Source organism: Stenotrophomonas sp. 22DLJC03 (assembly GCF_056861405.1).
On record NZ_JBSPUG010000003.1, the window covers coordinates 339,294 to 354,906 of the forward strand.

The following is a 15,613-nucleotide window of genomic DNA, read 5'->3' on the forward strand; positions in this document are numbered from 1 at the left end:
TCAGAGCACCGCGTTGTGGAAGTCGAAGTTCAGGTCACTGCCGGCCGACTGCACCATGTTGCCCTGGATGTAGTCGACGCCACCGACCCACATCGCGGCGGCGGCTTGTGGGTCCTCGATCTGCTGCCCGATGATCTGCAGGCCGGCGGCATGCGCCTGCTCGATCGCCCGGCGCAGTTCTTCGCGGGTGGCCGGGTTGGCATGGCTGCTGGAGAAGCGCGCGGCCATGCGCACGAACGATAGCGGCAGCTGGGTCAGCAGTGCATCGGCGTCGGCACTGGGTTCGAACTGGCTCAGGCAGAAACGCACGCCGGCGCCGGCCATGCGCTGGCAGAACTGCTGCAGTGGCACGGTGTGGATCAACGCGTCGGGCAGGCGTACGTCGACCACCAGCGCGCTACCGGGCAGGTCGCGCCGCTGCAGCGATTCCAGCAGCCAGTCGGCGAAGGCATCGCGCTGCAGGGTGCGCAGCGACTGCGACACGAACAGGTTCAACGGTTGCGTGGCATGCCGGTACAGATCGAGCAGGCCCAGCGCGTGGTCCATCACCTGCTGGTCGAGATCAGCGATGCGGCCTGCCGCTTCCGCGGCCGGAATTACCTGGCCGGCCGCCAGCACCGTGCCATCGGCCTGGCGCAGGCGCAGCAGCAGCTGGTACTGCGCGGTGTTGCCGCCGGCGACGGCGACGATCGGCTGGTAGGCCAGTTCCAGCTGGCCCTCCAGCAGGGCCAGGTGTTCCTGTTCGGTGATCGCCTGGCGATGCACATGGCCGGCGACGCCGGCGCTGAGCAGGCGCGCCTGCAGGGTGGTGCGCTCGACCGCTTCCAGCGCGCTGTTGGCATCGTCGAAGCCCGGCGACATCGGCGCGTAACCGACCACGCCGCGCAGGTGCACCGATTCGTCGTCGCGGATCACGAAGGCCCGCGCCGACAACTGCTCGCGCAGGGTCGCGGCGATGCCTTCGAGGCTGTCTTCGTCAGCACTGCGGGCCAGCAGCAGGAAACTGTTGTCGTTCAAGCGCGCCAGCAGGTGCGGATGACCGGCTTCGGCCAGGCGCTGCCCGGCCTGCACCATCAGGCGCTCGAACGCGGCATAGCCGTAGCGCTCGCGCAGGCCAAGCGCGCTGGCCACTTCAATGAAGAACACGCCCCCGTGGTCGCGGTGGGCGAGCGCGGTGTTGAGCTGCTGCAGCACGTGGTGGCGGGTCGGCAGGCCGGTTTCCGGATTGCTGGTGGCCGGTGCGCCGGTGGCACCGGGCAAGGTTGCGGCCTGGGCACGTGCGCGGCGGATGCGGTTGGCCACCGCCGCGATCAGGTGGCGGGGGCGGATCGGCTTGCTCAGGTAGTCATCTGCACCGCTGTCGAGCACCTCGAACTGGCGCTCCGGATCCGGATCGCCGCTGAGGAACACGATCGGCAGCAACTGCAGGCCAGGCTGCTGGCGGATCAGCGCGGTCAGGCGCATGCCGTCCAGGCCGGGCAGGTGCAGGTCCATCAGGATCAGATCGGGGCGATGTTCCTTGATGGCCTGCAGCGCGCCATCGGCATCGCTGTGTACGATCGCCTGCATCCCGGCACCGTGCAGTACGCTCTGCGCGAACAGGGCCTGGGCGCGGTCATCCTCGACGATCAGCACGCGGTAGGGCGAATCGGAGGGCGGCGGTGCCTGGTCATTGTTGCCTGCTTCAGCCAGTGCGCCAGGGCCGGGCAGCGGCGGCGGTGCGCTGCCGATCGTCGCCGGCGTGTCAACCGCGGCCAGCGACGGGGTTGCCGCCGCGGCTGCTGCGACCGGACTTGCCGGGTCAGCGGCCCAGCGTTGCCAATGATCGGCCGGAGGGGTTTCAGCGCGTCCCGGGCGGGCGCCCGCGGGGGATTCGTTTGCGGCCATCGGTGCTCCTGGTGTTCGCGTCCATTATGCGACAAGCCCGGCGTTCAACCGGTGCCGGGCTGTCGCGGACCGTCTGCGGCGACACCACGCGCCAGCCAGCGCACACCTTTCCACAGGGTGCGCCAGACCAGCCACACCAGCAGGGCGCCGGCCAGGCTGCAGGCCAGCACCACCACCAGCGCGATCCACGGATGCGCCAGGGCCAGTGCCAGGCCGCCGATCACCACGGTGTCTTCGGCAGCGGACGCAACCCAGTTGCTGGCCGGTTCCGGCGAGGTGTTGAGCAACGCGCGGGTGCCGGCCTTCAGGCCATGGCTGGCCAACGCGACACCGGCACCGGCAGCAAGCGCGCCTGTGCCCAGCTGCCCATCGGGCGACAGCGTGGCGGCGGCGAGGAAGGCACCGGCAGGCACGCGCGCGAGCGTCTGCACAAGGTCCCAGGCCGAGTCCACGCCGGGAATCTTGTCGGCGAAGAATTCGGCCACGGCCAGCGCCGCCGAGGTGCCCAGCACCCACCATGACTCGGTGGCTTGCAGGGCGGGTGGCAGATCCACCCAGCCGAGCAGGCCGGCCAGGCCGACGCCGAACACGGTGAGGTAGACGCGGATACCGGCCAGCCAGGCCAGCAGGATGCCGATCACGAACAGGTGGGCTTCGGTCATGGCGATGCTCCGGCGACGGAACTGTGCAGGGGGCCACACTATCGGTGATGACGTGCCTGAACGCCACAGACCGCCGCCGGTCCCTGCGCAGGAAACCCACCTGTCCTGTCATACACTAGCCCGTCGTTTGCCACAGGGGCCGTATCGGTGTCGCCCTCGCGATGCCCCGGAAACCACCCATGAACAACCGCCCACCCATGCGCGTGCAGGTGCGCCTGCCCGGCGCGCCGCAACCGCCGATGGACCGTCGCCGCCTGCTGGTGATCGGTGGCATCTGGCTGCTCAGCCTGGTGTTGGCCGCGCTGGGTGGCTGCTGGATGGCCACGCCGCGCGATGCGCAGGGCCAGCGCCTGCAGGCCGCCGAGAAGCGTGCCGAGGGCCTGCAGACGCAGCTGACCGAGTTACGCCAGAAACAGGCCACGCTGGAAGCCTCCGACCGCATCAGCCGCGCCGCCAATACCGAGGTGCAGTCCTCGCTGGCCGAGCGTGACGAAGAAATCGCCGGCCTGCGCGCCGACGTCGCCTTCTATGAGCGACTGGTGGGTTCGACCAGCCAGCGCAAGGGCCTGAACACCCATTCCATCGAGTTCAGCCCGGAAGCGGCCGGCACCTGGCAGTACACCGCCGTGCTGACCCAGAACCTCAACCGCGGTGCCATCAGCCAGGGGCAGATGCGCTTCACCGTGGAAGGCGTGAAGAACGGCAAGCTGGCCACGATCAGCTGGGATGATCTGCACCAGCGCAGCAAGGTGCCGGGACAGGATTACTCGTTCCGGTACTTCCAGCAGATCAGCGGCAGCGTGATGCTGCCGGCTGACTTCACCCCGCAACGCGTGCGGGTGACATTGGGGAGTGGTGCGGGGGGCACCACCCAGGTATTCGACTGGAAACAGGCCGGTGCGCCGGCCGCCAAAGGGGAGTAGGCAGATGTTCGGAAGCAGCAAATCCAACCGTGAAGGCCAGCTGGTGGTGGATGCCCTGATCGGCAACCAGGTGGTGATCCGCGGTGATGTGGAATTCAGTGGAGGGCTGTACGTGGAAGGCCGCATCCATGGCAAGGTGATCGCCGCTGAAGGTGCCAGTGGCGCGACCCTGACGGTCGCCGAGCATGGTGTGATCGAGGGTGAGATCCGCGCCCAGGTGGTGGTCATCAGCGGTCGTCTCGACGGCGACGTGCACGCCACCGAGAAGGTCGAGCTGACCCCGAGCGCGCGGGTCAACGGCAATGTCCATTACCAGGTGGTGGAGATGAATGCGGGCGCCCAGCTGAACGGCCGCCTGATCCATGCCAGCGCCCCGATGGCGGCCCTGCCGGCGCCGGAAAGCGACGATGCCAACGGTGGCAAGGGCGATACCGCCGCGCGCCGCAAGCTGGCCGAGGCGATGGCTTGAAACCCAGCGTCGACGCCCCCATGCTGAGACCATGAGCACGCTAGTCTCCCTGCCCGGCGCCAGCCCGGTCGCCGCGCCCGATTACCAGTCGCTGGAGCGCCCGCTGAACTTCACCGAGTCGGCGGCCGCCAAGGTCAGATCTTTGATCCAGGAAGAGGGCAACCTCGACCTGGCCCTGCGCGTGTACATCGAGGGTGGCGGCTGTTCGGGCTTCCAGTATGGGTTCGAGTTCGACGAGAACCGTGCCGAGGATGATCTGGCGGTGCAGACCAGCGGGGTGACCCTGCTGGTCGATCCGCTGAGCCTGCAGTACCTGATGGGTGCCGAGGTGGACTACACCGAGAGCCTGACCGGTGCCCAGTTCGTGATCCGCAACCCGAACGCCAAGACTACCTGCGGCTGCGGCAGCAGCTTCAGCATGTAAACAGGCCGCGGGGCCTGCCCCCTGCGCGACAAGGTGTGTGGAGCAAGCTCCACCCCACAGCTGGTTTCCGCAAAGCCTGCGGCTTGCCACCCGCATCGATTGACGGCACGCTTGCCGGATGCCCAATACTCCTTCGCCGCTTTCCGGTTTCGCCTTCGTGGGCGAACCGCTGGAGCGCGCCGATGCCCTGCGCGACGATGCCGATGCACTGGCGCGCCTGTGGCCGGGCGCGCGCATTCTCGTGCTCGATCAGGACGGTACCGCCTTCACCGGCGACGACGACCAGCCCTTGGCGCTGACCGGCGCCGACATCGGTGGTGGCCCTGGTGCCGCAGTCTTCCTCGGCCTGCGTGGCGAGCAGGCCTGGTTCTCGGTCGAAGCCGCCAGCGTTTCGGTTACTGCGCCGCGCCGGCTCGACCTGCGCCAGGCCGCCCTGCTGTGGTCGATGGCCGATGCGACCGCCTTCAGCTATGCCCGCGGCATGTCCTACTGGCATTCGCGCACCCGCTTCTGTGGCGTGTGCGGCGGTGCCGTGGCATTTGCCCGTGGCGGCTTTGTCGGCCGTTGCACGCAGTGTTCCACCGAGCACTACCCTCGGGTCGATCCGGCGGTGATCGTGGCGGTGGAGAACCAGGGCCGGCTGCTGCTTGGCCGGCAGTCGAACTGGGCGCCGCGCCGTTACTCGGTGCTGGCCGGCTTTGTCGAACCGGGCGAGACCTTCGAACAGACCGTAGTGCGCGAAGTACACGAGGAGAGCAAGGTGCGGGTGACCGCCTGCCAATACCTCGGTTCGCAGCCGTGGCCGTTCCCTGGTGCGCTGATGATCGGCTTCCGTGCGCAGGCGCAGGATGACCTGCCGACCGTGGACGGAGAGCTGGAAGACGCGCGCTGGTTCAGCGCCGAAGACGTCGGCGCGGCGCTGGCACGTGATGTCGAGGACGATGGCCAGGGCATCCGCCTGTCGCCGCCGATCTCGATCTCGCGGGGCCTGATCGAGCATTGGTACCGCCAGCAGCAGGGGTGATGGCAAGGGGCTGCCAGGCGTGTTCTGGTGCCAGCATTGCCGCCACCTGAACACGCCTCGGGTTACAGTGCGATCCATCGCAGGAGGCGTCGCTGCGACAGGTAAGGTAGCGACGCCTAGCGTTCTGTTTCGTAGGGAGACCTGCCATGTTCACCACTCTGGCCGCCGTGCTGGTGGCACTGGCCTTGGGCCATGTGGCTCCGGCCGCTGCCGCTTCGCTGCGCCGTTTCGACGGCTTCCGGCGCTGGCTGGGCTGGCTGGACGTGCGGGGTGGCAAGGCCTGGCAGGGGCCGGCAGGCGTCGCCCTGGCGCTGCTGCCGCCGGTGCTGCTGATGGCGCTGCTGGCCTGGCTGCTGCGCGGCGCGCTGTTCGGCCTGCCATCGTTGCTGCTGGGCGTGGCGGTACTGGCGTGGTGCTGGGGCCCGCGCGACCTGGACCGCGATATCGAAGCGATCATCGATGCCGACGATGCCGCGACGCGTCAGGCGGCGGTGCGCAACCTGCAGTCGGCCGGCGGCAGCCTGCGCGAGGACATTCCGTCACTGGTCGAGGCGACCGTCCTCAACGCGCTGCGGCGCTGGTTCGCGGTGCTGTTCTGGTTCCTGCTGCTGGGCCCGGCCGGTGCGCTGGGGTACCGGCTGCTGGCACTGATGGCGGAAAGCCCGATGCGCGCGCGCGTGCCGGTGGAGCCGCTGGCACTGGCACAGCGCCTGCTGGGCTGGATCGAGTGGCCGGTGGCGCAGTTGATGGCGTTCTCGATGGCGCTGGTGGGTAACTTCGATACGGCGTGGAAGGCCTGGCGCCAGGCCCATGGCGAACGCCTGGCCGGTGACATCGGCTTTCTTGGCGCGGTGGCACGGGCCAGCGTCAACGCCGAGCTGCGCGAGGATGCGCACGATTACACCGAGGCGGGACTGTTGCCGGTATGGCAGCGGCTGCCGGACCTGCGCGATGCGATGAGCCTGGTGTGGCGGATGCTGCTGCTGTGGCTGGCGATCCTCGCCCTGCTGGTGATTGCAGGCTGGGTGACGTAGTGGCTTTGCAGGGCTTGCAGCCCTGCACCTGCAGAGGCAAAGGTCGGAGCAACAGCAACAGCAGCTCTGGATTGCTGATGGTTGGGCGGGACGGTGTGGGGCTGCAGGACACGCCGTAAACCCGTCCCTGGGGGCTCGATGGCGCCTCGCTCGTGTGCGCTGTCCTGCGCACACGTGCAAGCGGCGACCGAGCTGACATGGGTGAGGGCGCTTTGCTTGCGAAGCATTGCTTCGCAAGCGACCGAACGCCCAGCCGCCAGCGGCTGGGCCGGACCCCGGAGGGGGACTTGCAGCGCCCCCTGCGCAGGCCACCCACCCGGCCAACCCCAAGGCTTCTGCCTTCAAACGCCGCCCACCACGAGGGGCTGCGCCGTTGGCTGGAAACCTAGATCGGTGCCAGCGCAGTGAACGGTGCCCACGGCAGGTTGCGCAGCAGCGCATACCCGGGCAGCACCCAGAGCCAGAACACGGGATTGGCCAGTACCCGCATCAGCGGGTCGAGCACACGGGGGCGGATGCCGGCGATGTTCAGCAGCATCAGCAACAGGAACGGCAGGCTGATGACCAGCAGCGGGTTCATCGCCATCGCGCCGGGCAGGTCGAAATGGACCAGGGAATACAGGCAGCGCGTGCTGCCACAGCCGGGGCAGTACAGGCCGGTCAGCGCGTACAGCGGGCAGCTCGGCAGCGGATTGCCGGCGACATACGGATTGACGTTGCGCAACACCACCGTGGCACCCACGGCCAGGCCGGCGGAGACCAGCAGCGGTGCCCAGCGGGCGAGTCGGGAACGAGCGGGAAGCGCGGACATGCAACAACGGATCCGGCGCAGGCGCCGGATCCGTCCAGGCGTATCAGTAGCCGCTGTTGCTCATCGCGCCCATGCCGCCGAGCACAACGAAGAACAGCACGTACAGCACGACCAGCACGGCCCAGGCGATGGCCGACCAGATGGCCCACTTCTTGGCCTTGGCAGCGGAGTCCTGGGCACCGGCGATGTCGCCAGCCGCCAGCTTGCCGTTGACCTGTGCGGCGTAGACGATCGACACGATGCCGGCCGGCAGGCAGCAGAACAGGGTGGTCAGGATGGCCCAGACCAGGTTGTTCGGGACCTGCGGAGTAGCAGTATTCATGGGTTCAAGCTCCTTGATGGGTGGTGGTGGTGAATCATTGGTCGGAAAGAGCGCCCAGTACGGCCAAGCCGCCGAACAGCCCGAACCACAACAGCAACAGGACCGGCAGGGACACGGCCGAAGCCACTGCCCACCAGCCCGCCTTGCGCGACGCGCTGTAGGCCCCCGGCAGGTCGCCGGCCGCGCGGCGGCCATCGACCTGGGAGGCATAGACGATCGACACCACGCCCAACGGCAGGCAGCAGAACAGCGTCGTCAGGATTGCCCAGACCAGATGGTTGGGGATGTAGACCGGACGGCTGAGCGGTGGTGGTTGATTCAAAGCGAGACTCCATTCCTTGGTGGTCGACCGTTGTGAATCGGCCGGACCTCCCCCCTGTGGGTGCGTAATCTACCGCAACCGGCGTTGCATGTATGCGTTTACAGTCGCGGTATTCCGTGTTCGCCACTGCACGGTAGCGTATGCGGGAAGGTCGCCGGGTCCGCCTAGGCGAGCCGATTCCGTCAGGCGTGGTCACCACGCAGCGCCCGCACCTGGGCCTCCAGCACCGGGGCGCTGGTGGTGTGGCCATCCACGGCCGGCGCGGCGACCACTTCTACGGTGGCGCGGAAGCGGCGCGGTACACGCATGCGGCCCAGCCGGGTGTCGCGCCGGCTCCACATGCTCGACCACATGCTACGCAGCGCCATGGGTACCACCGGCACCGGCCGCCGTTCGAGGATCTTCTCCACCCCGGACTTGAACGGTGCCATCTGCCCGTCGCGGGTCAGCGCACCCTCGGGGAAGATGCAGACCAGTTCTCCTTCGGCCAGCGCCGCGTCGATCTCGTCGAACGCGCGCTGCATCAGCGCCGGGTCTTCGCGGGCACCAGCGATCGGGATCGCCTTGGCGGTACGGAAGATCCAGCGCATCACCGGAATGTTGAAGATCTTGTAGTACATGACGAAGCGCACCGGGCGCGGGATCGTCGCCGACAGGATCAGCGCGTCCATGTAGCTGACATGGTTGCAGACCAGCAGCGCGGCGCCTTCGTCGGGCACGTTGGCCTCGATGCCGTGCGGGCGCAGCCGGTACAGCGTGCGCACCATCACCCAGCTGAGGAAGCGCATCAGGAATTCGGGGACGATGGTGAAGATGTAGATCGCCACCAGTGCGTTGGCGATGGCCAGCGCCAGGAACTGCTGCGGAATGGTCCAGTGCAGCAGCTTGTGCGCGGCCAGCGACAGCAACGCGGCGCCGACGATGAAGCCGGAGTTCTGGATGTTCAGCGCGGCGAACACGCGTGACATCTGCGCCTTCGGCGTGCGGCTCTGGATCAGCGCGAACAGCGGCACCACGAAGATGCCGGTGAACAGGCCGATGCCGACCAGGTCGATGACGATACGGATGCTGCCAGGCTGCTGCAGGAACGGGCCGATGGACAGCCCGTGCACGGTCGCCTCGCCGCTGCGGGCGAAGTACAGGTCGAGCAGGAACGCGGTCATGCCAAACGCACCGAGCGGCACCAGGCCGATTTCCACCGTGCGTGCCGACAGCTTCTCGCACAGCAGCGAGCCGACGCCGGTGCCCACCGAGAACAGGGCCAGGGCGAAGATGTACAAGGTCGGTTCGCCGCCGAGGTTGGTCACCGCATAGGCCGGCAGCTGCGAGGTCAGCACGGTGCCGACGAACCAGAACCAGGACACGCCCAGGATCGCGTTGCGCACCGCTTTCTGCTGGCGTGCCATGCGCAGCACCGCCAGCGATTCCGGCAATGGGTTCCAGTTGATCTTCAGGTCCGGGTCGCCGGCATCGACCTTGGGGATCAGCCGCGCTGCGATGTTGCCGCATATGGCTAGGCCGATGATCGCGCAAGCCGCCACCACCGTGCCATGACTGCCGGCAACGGTGAATACCAGACCGCCGACGATCATGCCGGAGAGGATCGACATCGAGGTGCCCATCTCGACCAGGCCGTTGCCGCCGGTCAGCTCTTCTGGCTTGAGCACCGACGGCAGCACCGAGTACTTCACCGGGCCGAACAACGTCGACTGCATGCCGGTGCAGAACAGGGCGACCAGCAATACCGGAAGGCTCTGGGTGAGGAACCCGGTGGCCGCCAGCGACATGATCACGATCTCCATGCTGGTGGTGATCACGATCAGCCGCGATTTCTCAAGTTTGTCGGCGATCTGCCCGGCCAGTGCCGAGAACAGGAAGTACGGCAGGATGAAGATGGCCGGTGCCAGCGTGGCGTACAGCCCCAGTTCTTCCTCCGGCACGGCCATGAACAGCAACATGCTGATGATCGCCTGCCGGTATACGTTGTCGTTGAACGCACCGAGCGCCTGGACGACGAAGAACGGCAGGAAACGGCGCTGGCGCAGCAGGGCGAACTGGTTGTGACCGGACATGGAGCCTCCTTGACCGGCGCAGCCTAGCATTCCTGCCTATCCGCTGTGGGTGCGGACCTGTGGGTGCGGACCGTTGGTCCGCACACTTTGAAAGGTGTCAGACGATATCGTCGACCACGCCGCCATCCACGCGCAGCGCCGCGCCGGAGGTGGCCGAGGCCTGCGGCGAGGCCAGGTACACCACCATGTTGGCCACTTCCTCAACCGTGGCGGTGCGCTGGATCACCGAAGACGGACGGTGCGCCATCACGAACTCGCGGCCGATCTGCTCCAGTGGCTTGCCACTGCGCTGGCGTTCATCTTCGAACATCGCCGCGAAACCATCGGACAGGGTGGGGCCGGGCAGCACCGCGTTGACGGTGACACCGCTGCCGGCCACGCGCTTGGCCAGGCCGCGCGACAACGACAATTGCGCGGTCTTGCTGACCCCGTAATGGATCATGTCGGCGGGAATGTTGCGGGCCGACTCGGAAGAGATGAACAGCACGCGGCCCCAGCCAGCATCAACCATCGCCGGCAGCAGCGCCCGCGACAGGCGCACGCCGGACATCACGTTGGTCTGCCAGTAGCGCTCCCAGGTCGCATCGTCGGTCTCGAAGAAGTCCTCGGGGCCGAAGATGCCGGCGTTGTTGACCAGGATGTCGACCTTGGGCAAGCCGGCCAGCAGCGTATCGACACCGGCCGCATCGGACAGGTCGGCAGCCACGCCGAGCACGTCGGCATCTGGAACGGCGTCGAGCAGGCGCTGGCGGGCGCGCTCGACGCTGTCGGTGCTGCGGCCATTGAGGATGACCCGCGCACCGGCGACGGCCAGGCCCTGGGCAATCGCCAGGCCGATGCCGGCGGTGGAGGCGGTGACCAGCGCGGTACGGCCGCTGAGTTCGATCTTCATGGAGGAATCCGGGGCAGGGGGATCACGCAGTATCCGCGTGGCTGCGTGATCGGGATGCAGCGCTGGATGCAACGCGATGTTGCGTTGGCGGTAGCACCGGGCGATGCACGGCGGCAGGCTGTCAGGTGAGCGTGCGTACCGCCTCATTGGCCGCCGCGCGCACCTTCGGCAGCATCCGCAGCACCAGCGCCATCTGCGTGCGGATCAACTGCAGCTTCGGCGGCATCGCCTCGTCAATCTGCTCCAGCTCGGCGGCCACCGCGCGGTCGGCATCATTGTCCTCCTCTGCGACCGGCTGCCGTGCGGTCAGGGCCGTTGCCAGCTGCTGCAGCGCCTTGCGCACGCGCTCACCGGCAGCCAGTGCCAGCGGATCGCCGGCGTAGCTGTCCACCTGGTCGCGGTGCGCACCCAGGGCCGACAGGTGCCCGAGCAGCGTGTTGGACAGCGCCAGGAAGTGGAAGCCGGCGTCCAGGTTGCGGCGCACGTGGCCGGGTTCGCGCAGCATGTTCGACAGCGCGGTAGACAGCGCGGCGTCGGCGTTGTGCATGTCGCGGCGGGCGATGCGGTAGGCCAGATCGTCACGCATGCCGCTGCGGTACTGGCCCAGTACCGAATCCAGATAGCGCGCGGCGGTGTCCAGCACCCGCGCCAGTACAAGATGCAGTTGCCGGCCCTGCCAGTCGGGCAGGATCAGGAACGCGGCCGCAGCGGCGATCGCACAGCCCAGCAGCGTATCGACCATGCGCGGCACGATCAGCACGAAGCCGTCGCCGATCAGGTTGAAGCAGGTCAGTGCCATCACCGTGATCGCCGCCGACGCTACCAGGTAGCGGTCGGTGCGGGTGAAGAAGAACAGCAGCGCCGACAGCAGCGCGATCAGCAGCTGCACGTGCAGCTGCGGGAACAGCTGCAGCAGTGCCCAGGTCAGCACCAGGCCGAACAGCGTGCCGACGATGCGTTGTGCAAGGCGCTGGCGGGTTGCACCGAAGTTGGGACGGCACACGAACACGATGGTCAGCAGCACCCACGAGCCGTTCTGTGCATTGAACAAGCGGATCGCAGCGAAGCCGGCGATCAGTGCCAGCGCCATGCGCAGTCCATGGCGGAACAGCACCGAGCCCGGCGTGAGCTGCTGGCGGATACGCACGCCCATCTCGCGCAGGCTATGCGGGTTGCTGTCGCGCAGGCGGGTGTCAACGTTGTCGAGGCTGGCCTCGGAACGCTCCGCATCGAGCAGGCGGCGCTCGATGCTGCGCAGGTTGTGCACCAGCAGGTCCAGCGAGCCGAGCAGGCGCTGCCATTGCGGACGCTGCTGGTCGCGCAGGTAGGCCAGCGCATCGGCCAGGTCGCGCCCGGCCTGCTGGTTGCTTTCGCCATACACGAACGGACGGCGCAGGCGGATCGCCTCGCCCAGCCGCGCACAGGCCTGGCCCTGCAGGTCGAGCAGGCGCTGGCAGCGGTACAGCACGTCGCTGTGGAAGAACGCATCGACCAGCGCGCCGTACGGGTAATGCGAGGAACTGGCGCGCTCGTGGAAATCCTGCGCCATGTAGTACAGGCGCAGGTACAGGCCGGAATTGACGCCGGGCCGGCCGGAGCGACCGAAGCGGGCCAGGATCGCGGTCTTGGCTTCGTTGAGCGCACCGACCACGCGCCGGTTCTGTTCGGCCAGGTCCAGCTGGCGACGCTGCAGGTCGGCCTCGCGCACCGGTTCGAACAGCGCGGCCTTCAGCTGCAGGTAGCGGCCCAGTTCCACATACAGGCGCGCCACCCGTTCGCGCACCGGCCGGTTGGCGAACAGCGTGGTCCACAGGATCGACAGCAGGCCGTACCAGACCGCACCGGCCAGCAGGTGGCTGACCGCTTCCAGCGCGCTGTGCAGATCGCTGGCCCCGTGCTGTTCCAGCCCGATCATGGTGTAGATCGCCAGCGTCACCGTGGCCTGGGCGATGGACGCATAGCGCTCGCCGAGCGCACCGAGCAGGGTCAGGCCGAAGGTGGACAGCGCCAGCGCGGCGATGAAGATCCACGGCCATGGGAACAGCCAGATCACCGAAGCTGCGGCGATGCAGAAGCACAGCAGCGACAGCGCCACGGCCTTGGTCCGGCCCCACCAGTTGTCGTCGGTCTCGGCGATGGCGCTGGCGATGATGCCCAGGAACACGCCGGGTAGCGCGGTCAGTGCATCCAGCTGCCAGCACACGGCGACAGCTGCGGTCAGGGCGATGAACACCCGCAGGCCATAACTGGCCTTCTCGTGGGCCCACAGGCGACTGAGACTGGATTGGCGGGGGGACATGCAGGCTCGGGAGGCGGAATGCCCCCATTATTGCGGGCCTTGCGTGAAATCCGGTAGCGCCGGGCCGTGCCCGGCGAGGGCGCAGCGCGGCGCTACCGTTGGATCACATCTCCCAACGCACGCTCACCGCGAACGTGCGCGGCAGGCCGGCGCCGGCGTTGGACCAGTACCTGCGGTTGGCCAGGTTCTCGACGCTGGCACGCAGGGTCACCGGATGGCCGGACGCCAGCAGGCGATAGCCGATGCCTGCGTTCACCAGCGTGTAGTCGGGCAGCTTCAGGGTGTTGTCGGCGTCGTACCAGACATCGCCGTAGTAGCGCACGGCGGCATAGATCTCCAAACCGTCTACCCACGGCAGCTGGTAGGTGGCGTGCAGTACGCCGCTCCAGCGCGCAGCACCGGCGGTACGGTTGCCTTCCTGTGCGGCGCTACCCGGGGACAGCTTGTCGTAGGTCGGATCCAGCCAGGTGACGCCGCCGCCGACCTTCAGTGCATCGTTGAGGTGCAGGTCGGCACTGGCTTCGATGCCTTCGTACAGCGTGATGCCATCCTGCACCAAGCGCTTGCCGGCCGGCGTGAGCTCATCGATGTTGGCACCACGTTCCAGCCGGAACGCGGCCACGTTCGCATTCCAACGCGCCGCTTCGACCTTGGCACCGATCTCGTACTGCTTGCTGATGGTGGGATCGAGCACGTCACCGGCGTTGATGTAGCTGTTGCCTACGCGGCTGCCCGCTTCCAGCGACTCGATGTAGCTGGCGTAAAGGGTGACCACCTCGCTGGGCTTGAACATCACGGCGTAGGTCGGGGTGACCGGGTAGGTGTGGTATCGCCCCTTGGTTTCGAAGTCGTTGTAGCGCCAGCCCGCCAGCACCGACCAGCCGCTGCCGAGGTTCACCGTATCGCTTGCGAACACCGCCTGCTGCACCGTCTCGTCGCCGCGGGTCATCACCCGCGAACCGACGGCGTCGTGGCGGATGGCATGGCGCTGGTACAGGTTGGCGCGGCCGATCAGGTTCCACTCGTAGGGACGGTCCCAGCCCAGCCCGGTCTGGTGGCTGATGCCTGCCACCACCTGATGCTGCAGCGGACCGGTGCGGAAGCTGCCCTGCAACATCGCCTGGGCCAGCTTCCACTCGCTCTTGCCACCCAGTTCGTAGACATTGACGTCGTAGTCGCCGTTGAGATCATCGATGTAGGCGAAGATCTTGTTGACGTCATTCCATGAAGTGGTGACGCCATAACTCAGGCTGGCCTTCCAGTCACTGTTGATCTGCCAGTTCAAGCCGGTCGACAGCAGGCTGGAGCGTGTGTCGTAGTAGGTGCCGGGCACGCTGTTGTCGGTATCTCCAGAGATCGGCCGCGGCAACGAGGTCAGGCCACGGAAGTAGTACTGCGGCGATTCCTCGCGCAGGTCGCGCGACTGGAACACACCGTCGAAGGTCCAGGTGAGTGCATCACTCAGGCGCGCATCCAGCGACAGCGCGCCCACCTTGCGATCGACATGCCCGCCGTTGAAGGTCTCGCCCTTTTCCTGGAAGGCGTTGAAGCGGTAGCCGAACATCTGCTCGTTGCCGAAGCGGCCGCCAACGTCGATGCCGCCGCTGACGATGCCCTGTTCGCGCCAGCCCAGCTGGGCGGAGAACGTGGGCGTGTCGGTTGGCTTCTTGGTGATGTAGTTGACGATGCCGCCGGGGGTGCCGAAGCCATACAGGAATCCGCCCGGGCCTTTCAGCAGATCGACCTGTTCCATTACTTCCAGTGGCCATTCGGTGCCCCAGGACGAGACCTGCAGGCCATTGACCCGGTAGCTGTCGTAGTTCAGCTCCAGACCGCGGTTGCGGATCGGCGAGCTCCAGCCACTGGCATAGGCGCTGACCTGGGTGCTGACCGAGGGGTCGAGCAGGAAGGCTTCACCCAGCGAGACCACCTGGCGCTGCTCTATCTGCTCGCGGCCAACCGCGGTGATCGCGAACGGAGTGTCGCGCAGGGCGCGGTCGCCCAGTGCGCCGGCGTCGGTATGGGTGCGCTCGGCAGTGACTTTCACCGCATCCAGATCGGTGGCGCTACGGCTGCCGGCCGGCACTTCGGCGTGGGCGGCACAGGCGGCGGAAAGGGCAACGGCCAGCAGGGCCAGGCGGGGGGAACGGGAAGGTAGCATCGATGGTGGTCCTCGACGGACGGCCACGGGCCATCCGCCCACGGGTGGGGGAAGGGGCAGTGGCTGGGATCACACAGGCGTGCCGGAAGCCGGCAGCGGGGCGCCACAACGGGGCGCAGGACCATGGCTGGATGAGAATTGTTCTCTTTTCGTTACGGCGCGTCAAACCCGGAGGCGTGCGGACCAACGGTCCGCACCCACCATCCACACCCACCATCTGCATCCACGGTAGTGCCGGCCGCTGGCCGGCAGATTGGCTGTATGGAGAAAGCCGGCCAGCGGCCGGCTCTACCAGTAGTAGATCCACGCCA

General features: G+C 67.4%; 14 protein-coding genes. 5 read left to right on the plus strand and 9 right to left on the minus strand.

Going from position 1 to position 15,613, the window contains the following annotated elements:
- Positions 1-1,887, minus strand: a complete 1,887-nt coding sequence (locus AC13GA_RS12265) for an EAL domain-containing protein (RefSeq protein ID WP_482998237.1) — start codon at positions 1,885-1,887, stop codon at positions 1-3.
- A 44-nt stretch (positions 1,888-1,931) separates the two neighbouring features.
- Positions 1,932-2,549, minus strand: a complete 618-nt coding sequence (locus tag AC13GA_RS12270) for a DUF4126 domain-containing protein (protein ID WP_428710065.1) — start codon at positions 2,547-2,549, stop codon at positions 1,932-1,934.
- A gap of 179 nt (positions 2,550-2,728) precedes the next feature.
- Between AC13GA_RS12270 and AC13GA_RS12275 the strand changes: the two genes are divergently transcribed.
- From AC13GA_RS12275 to ampE, 5 genes are all read left to right on the plus strand, one after another.
- Entirely contained in the window at positions 2,729-3,472 is a 744-nt protein-coding gene (locus AC13GA_RS12275; RefSeq protein WP_012512305.1) for a DUF6776 family protein, read from the plus strand.
- Between the two features lie 4 nt (positions 3,473-3,476).
- A complete protein-coding gene (locus tag AC13GA_RS12280) occupies positions 3,477-3,941 on the plus strand; it encodes a bactofilin family protein (protein WP_046983695.1) in 465 nt (154 codons plus the stop codon).
- Between the two features lie 31 nt (positions 3,942-3,972).
- On the plus strand, positions 3,973-4,365 hold the full coding sequence (gene erpA / locus AC13GA_RS12285) for an iron-sulfur cluster insertion protein ErpA (RefSeq protein WP_046983696.1): 393 nt from the start codon (positions 3,973-3,975) through the stop codon (positions 4,363-4,365).
- A 118-nt stretch (positions 4,366-4,483) separates the two neighbouring features.
- Entirely contained in the window at positions 4,484-5,389 is a 906-nt protein-coding gene (gene nudC, locus AC13GA_RS12290; protein WP_136639165.1) for an NAD(+) diphosphatase, read from the plus strand.
- Positions 5,390-5,535: 146 nt separating this feature from the next.
- Positions 5,536-6,423, plus strand: a complete 888-nt coding sequence (gene ampE, locus AC13GA_RS12295; RefSeq protein ID WP_482998238.1) for a regulatory signaling modulator protein AmpE — start codon at positions 5,536-5,538, stop codon at positions 6,421-6,423.
- Positions 6,424-6,808: 385 nt separating this feature from the next.
- Here ampE and AC13GA_RS12300 read toward each other — a convergent pair whose 3' ends face one another.
- From AC13GA_RS12300 to AC13GA_RS12330, 7 genes are all read right to left on the minus strand, one after another.
- Entirely contained in the window at positions 6,809-7,234 is a 426-nt protein-coding gene (locus AC13GA_RS12300) for a DUF2752 domain-containing protein (protein WP_006473646.1), read from the minus strand.
- A gap of 43 nt (positions 7,235-7,277) precedes the next feature.
- The gene (locus AC13GA_RS12305; RefSeq protein ID WP_005411298.1) at positions 7,278-7,556 is read right to left on the minus strand and encodes a CD225/dispanin family protein; all 279 of its coding nucleotides are present in this window, start codon (positions 7,554-7,556) and stop codon (positions 7,278-7,280) included.
- 34 nt (positions 7,557-7,590) lie between these two features.
- Positions 7,591-7,878: a CD225/dispanin family protein gene (locus AC13GA_RS12310; RefSeq protein WP_012512303.1), complete on the minus strand. Its 288-nt coding sequence runs from the start codon at positions 7,876-7,878 to the stop codon at positions 7,591-7,593.
- 182 nt (positions 7,879-8,060) lie between these two features.
- Positions 8,061-9,950, minus strand: coding sequence for an MFS transporter (locus tag AC13GA_RS12315; RefSeq protein WP_482998239.1), 1,890 nt, complete (start codon positions 9,948-9,950; stop codon positions 8,061-8,063).
- Between the two features lie 97 nt (positions 9,951-10,047).
- A complete protein-coding gene (locus AC13GA_RS12320; protein ID WP_107380642.1) occupies positions 10,048-10,842 on the minus strand; it encodes an SDR family NAD(P)-dependent oxidoreductase in 795 nt (264 codons plus the stop codon).
- Positions 10,843-10,963: 121 nt separating this feature from the next.
- Positions 10,964-13,141, minus strand: a complete 2,178-nt coding sequence (yccS, locus tag AC13GA_RS12325) for a YccS family putative transporter (RefSeq protein ID WP_482998240.1) — start codon at positions 13,139-13,141, stop codon at positions 10,964-10,966.
- Positions 13,142-13,244: 103 nt separating this feature from the next.
- Positions 13,245-15,302: a TonB-dependent siderophore receptor gene (locus AC13GA_RS12330; protein ID WP_482998241.1), complete on the minus strand. Its 2,058-nt coding sequence runs from the start codon at positions 15,300-15,302 to the stop codon at positions 13,245-13,247.
- Positions 15,303-15,613 lie beyond the last annotated feature (311 nt).

Excerpts from the sequence above, each read along its gene's own strand:
- AC13GA_RS12265 (WP_482998237.1), bottom strand. The coding sequence starts at position 1,887 with ATGGCCGCAAACGAATCCCCCGCGGGCGCCCGCCCGGGACGCGCTGAA.
- AC13GA_RS12270 (WP_428710065.1), bottom strand. The coding sequence starts at position 2,549 with ATGACCGAAGCCCACCTGTTCGTGATCGGCATCCTGCTGGCCTGGCTG.
- AC13GA_RS12275 (WP_012512305.1), top strand. The coding sequence starts at position 2,729 with ATGAACAACCGCCCACCCATGCGCGTGCAGGTGCGCCTGCCCGGCGCG.
- AC13GA_RS12280 (WP_046983695.1), top strand. The coding sequence starts at position 3,477 with ATGTTCGGAAGCAGCAAATCCAACCGTGAAGGCCAGCTGGTGGTGGAT.
- erpA (WP_046983696.1), top strand. The coding sequence starts at position 3,973 with ATGAGCACGCTAGTCTCCCTGCCCGGCGCCAGCCCGGTCGCCGCGCCC.
- nudC (WP_136639165.1), top strand. The coding sequence starts at position 4,484 with ATGCCCAATACTCCTTCGCCGCTTTCCGGTTTCGCCTTCGTGGGCGAA.
- ampE (WP_482998238.1), top strand. The coding sequence starts at position 5,536 with ATGTTCACCACTCTGGCCGCCGTGCTGGTGGCACTGGCCTTGGGCCAT.
- AC13GA_RS12300 (WP_006473646.1), bottom strand. The coding sequence starts at position 7,234 with ATGTCCGCGCTTCCCGCTCGTTCCCGACTCGCCCGCTGGGCACCGCTG.
- AC13GA_RS12305 (WP_005411298.1), bottom strand. The coding sequence starts at position 7,556 with ATGAATACTGCTACTCCGCAGGTCCCGAACAACCTGGTCTGGGCCATC.
- AC13GA_RS12315 (WP_482998239.1), bottom strand. The coding sequence starts at position 9,950 with ATGTCCGGTCACAACCAGTTCGCCCTGCTGCGCCAGCGCCGTTTCCTG.
- AC13GA_RS12320 (WP_107380642.1), bottom strand. The coding sequence starts at position 10,842 with ATGAAGATCGAACTCAGCGGCCGTACCGCGCTGGTCACCGCCTCCACC.
- yccS (WP_482998240.1), bottom strand. The coding sequence starts at position 13,141 with ATGTCCCCCCGCCAATCCAGTCTCAGTCGCCTGTGGGCCCACGAGAAG.
- AC13GA_RS12330 (WP_482998241.1), bottom strand. The coding sequence starts at position 15,302 with ATGCTACCTTCCCGTTCCCCCCGCCTGGCCCTGCTGGCCGTTGCCCTT.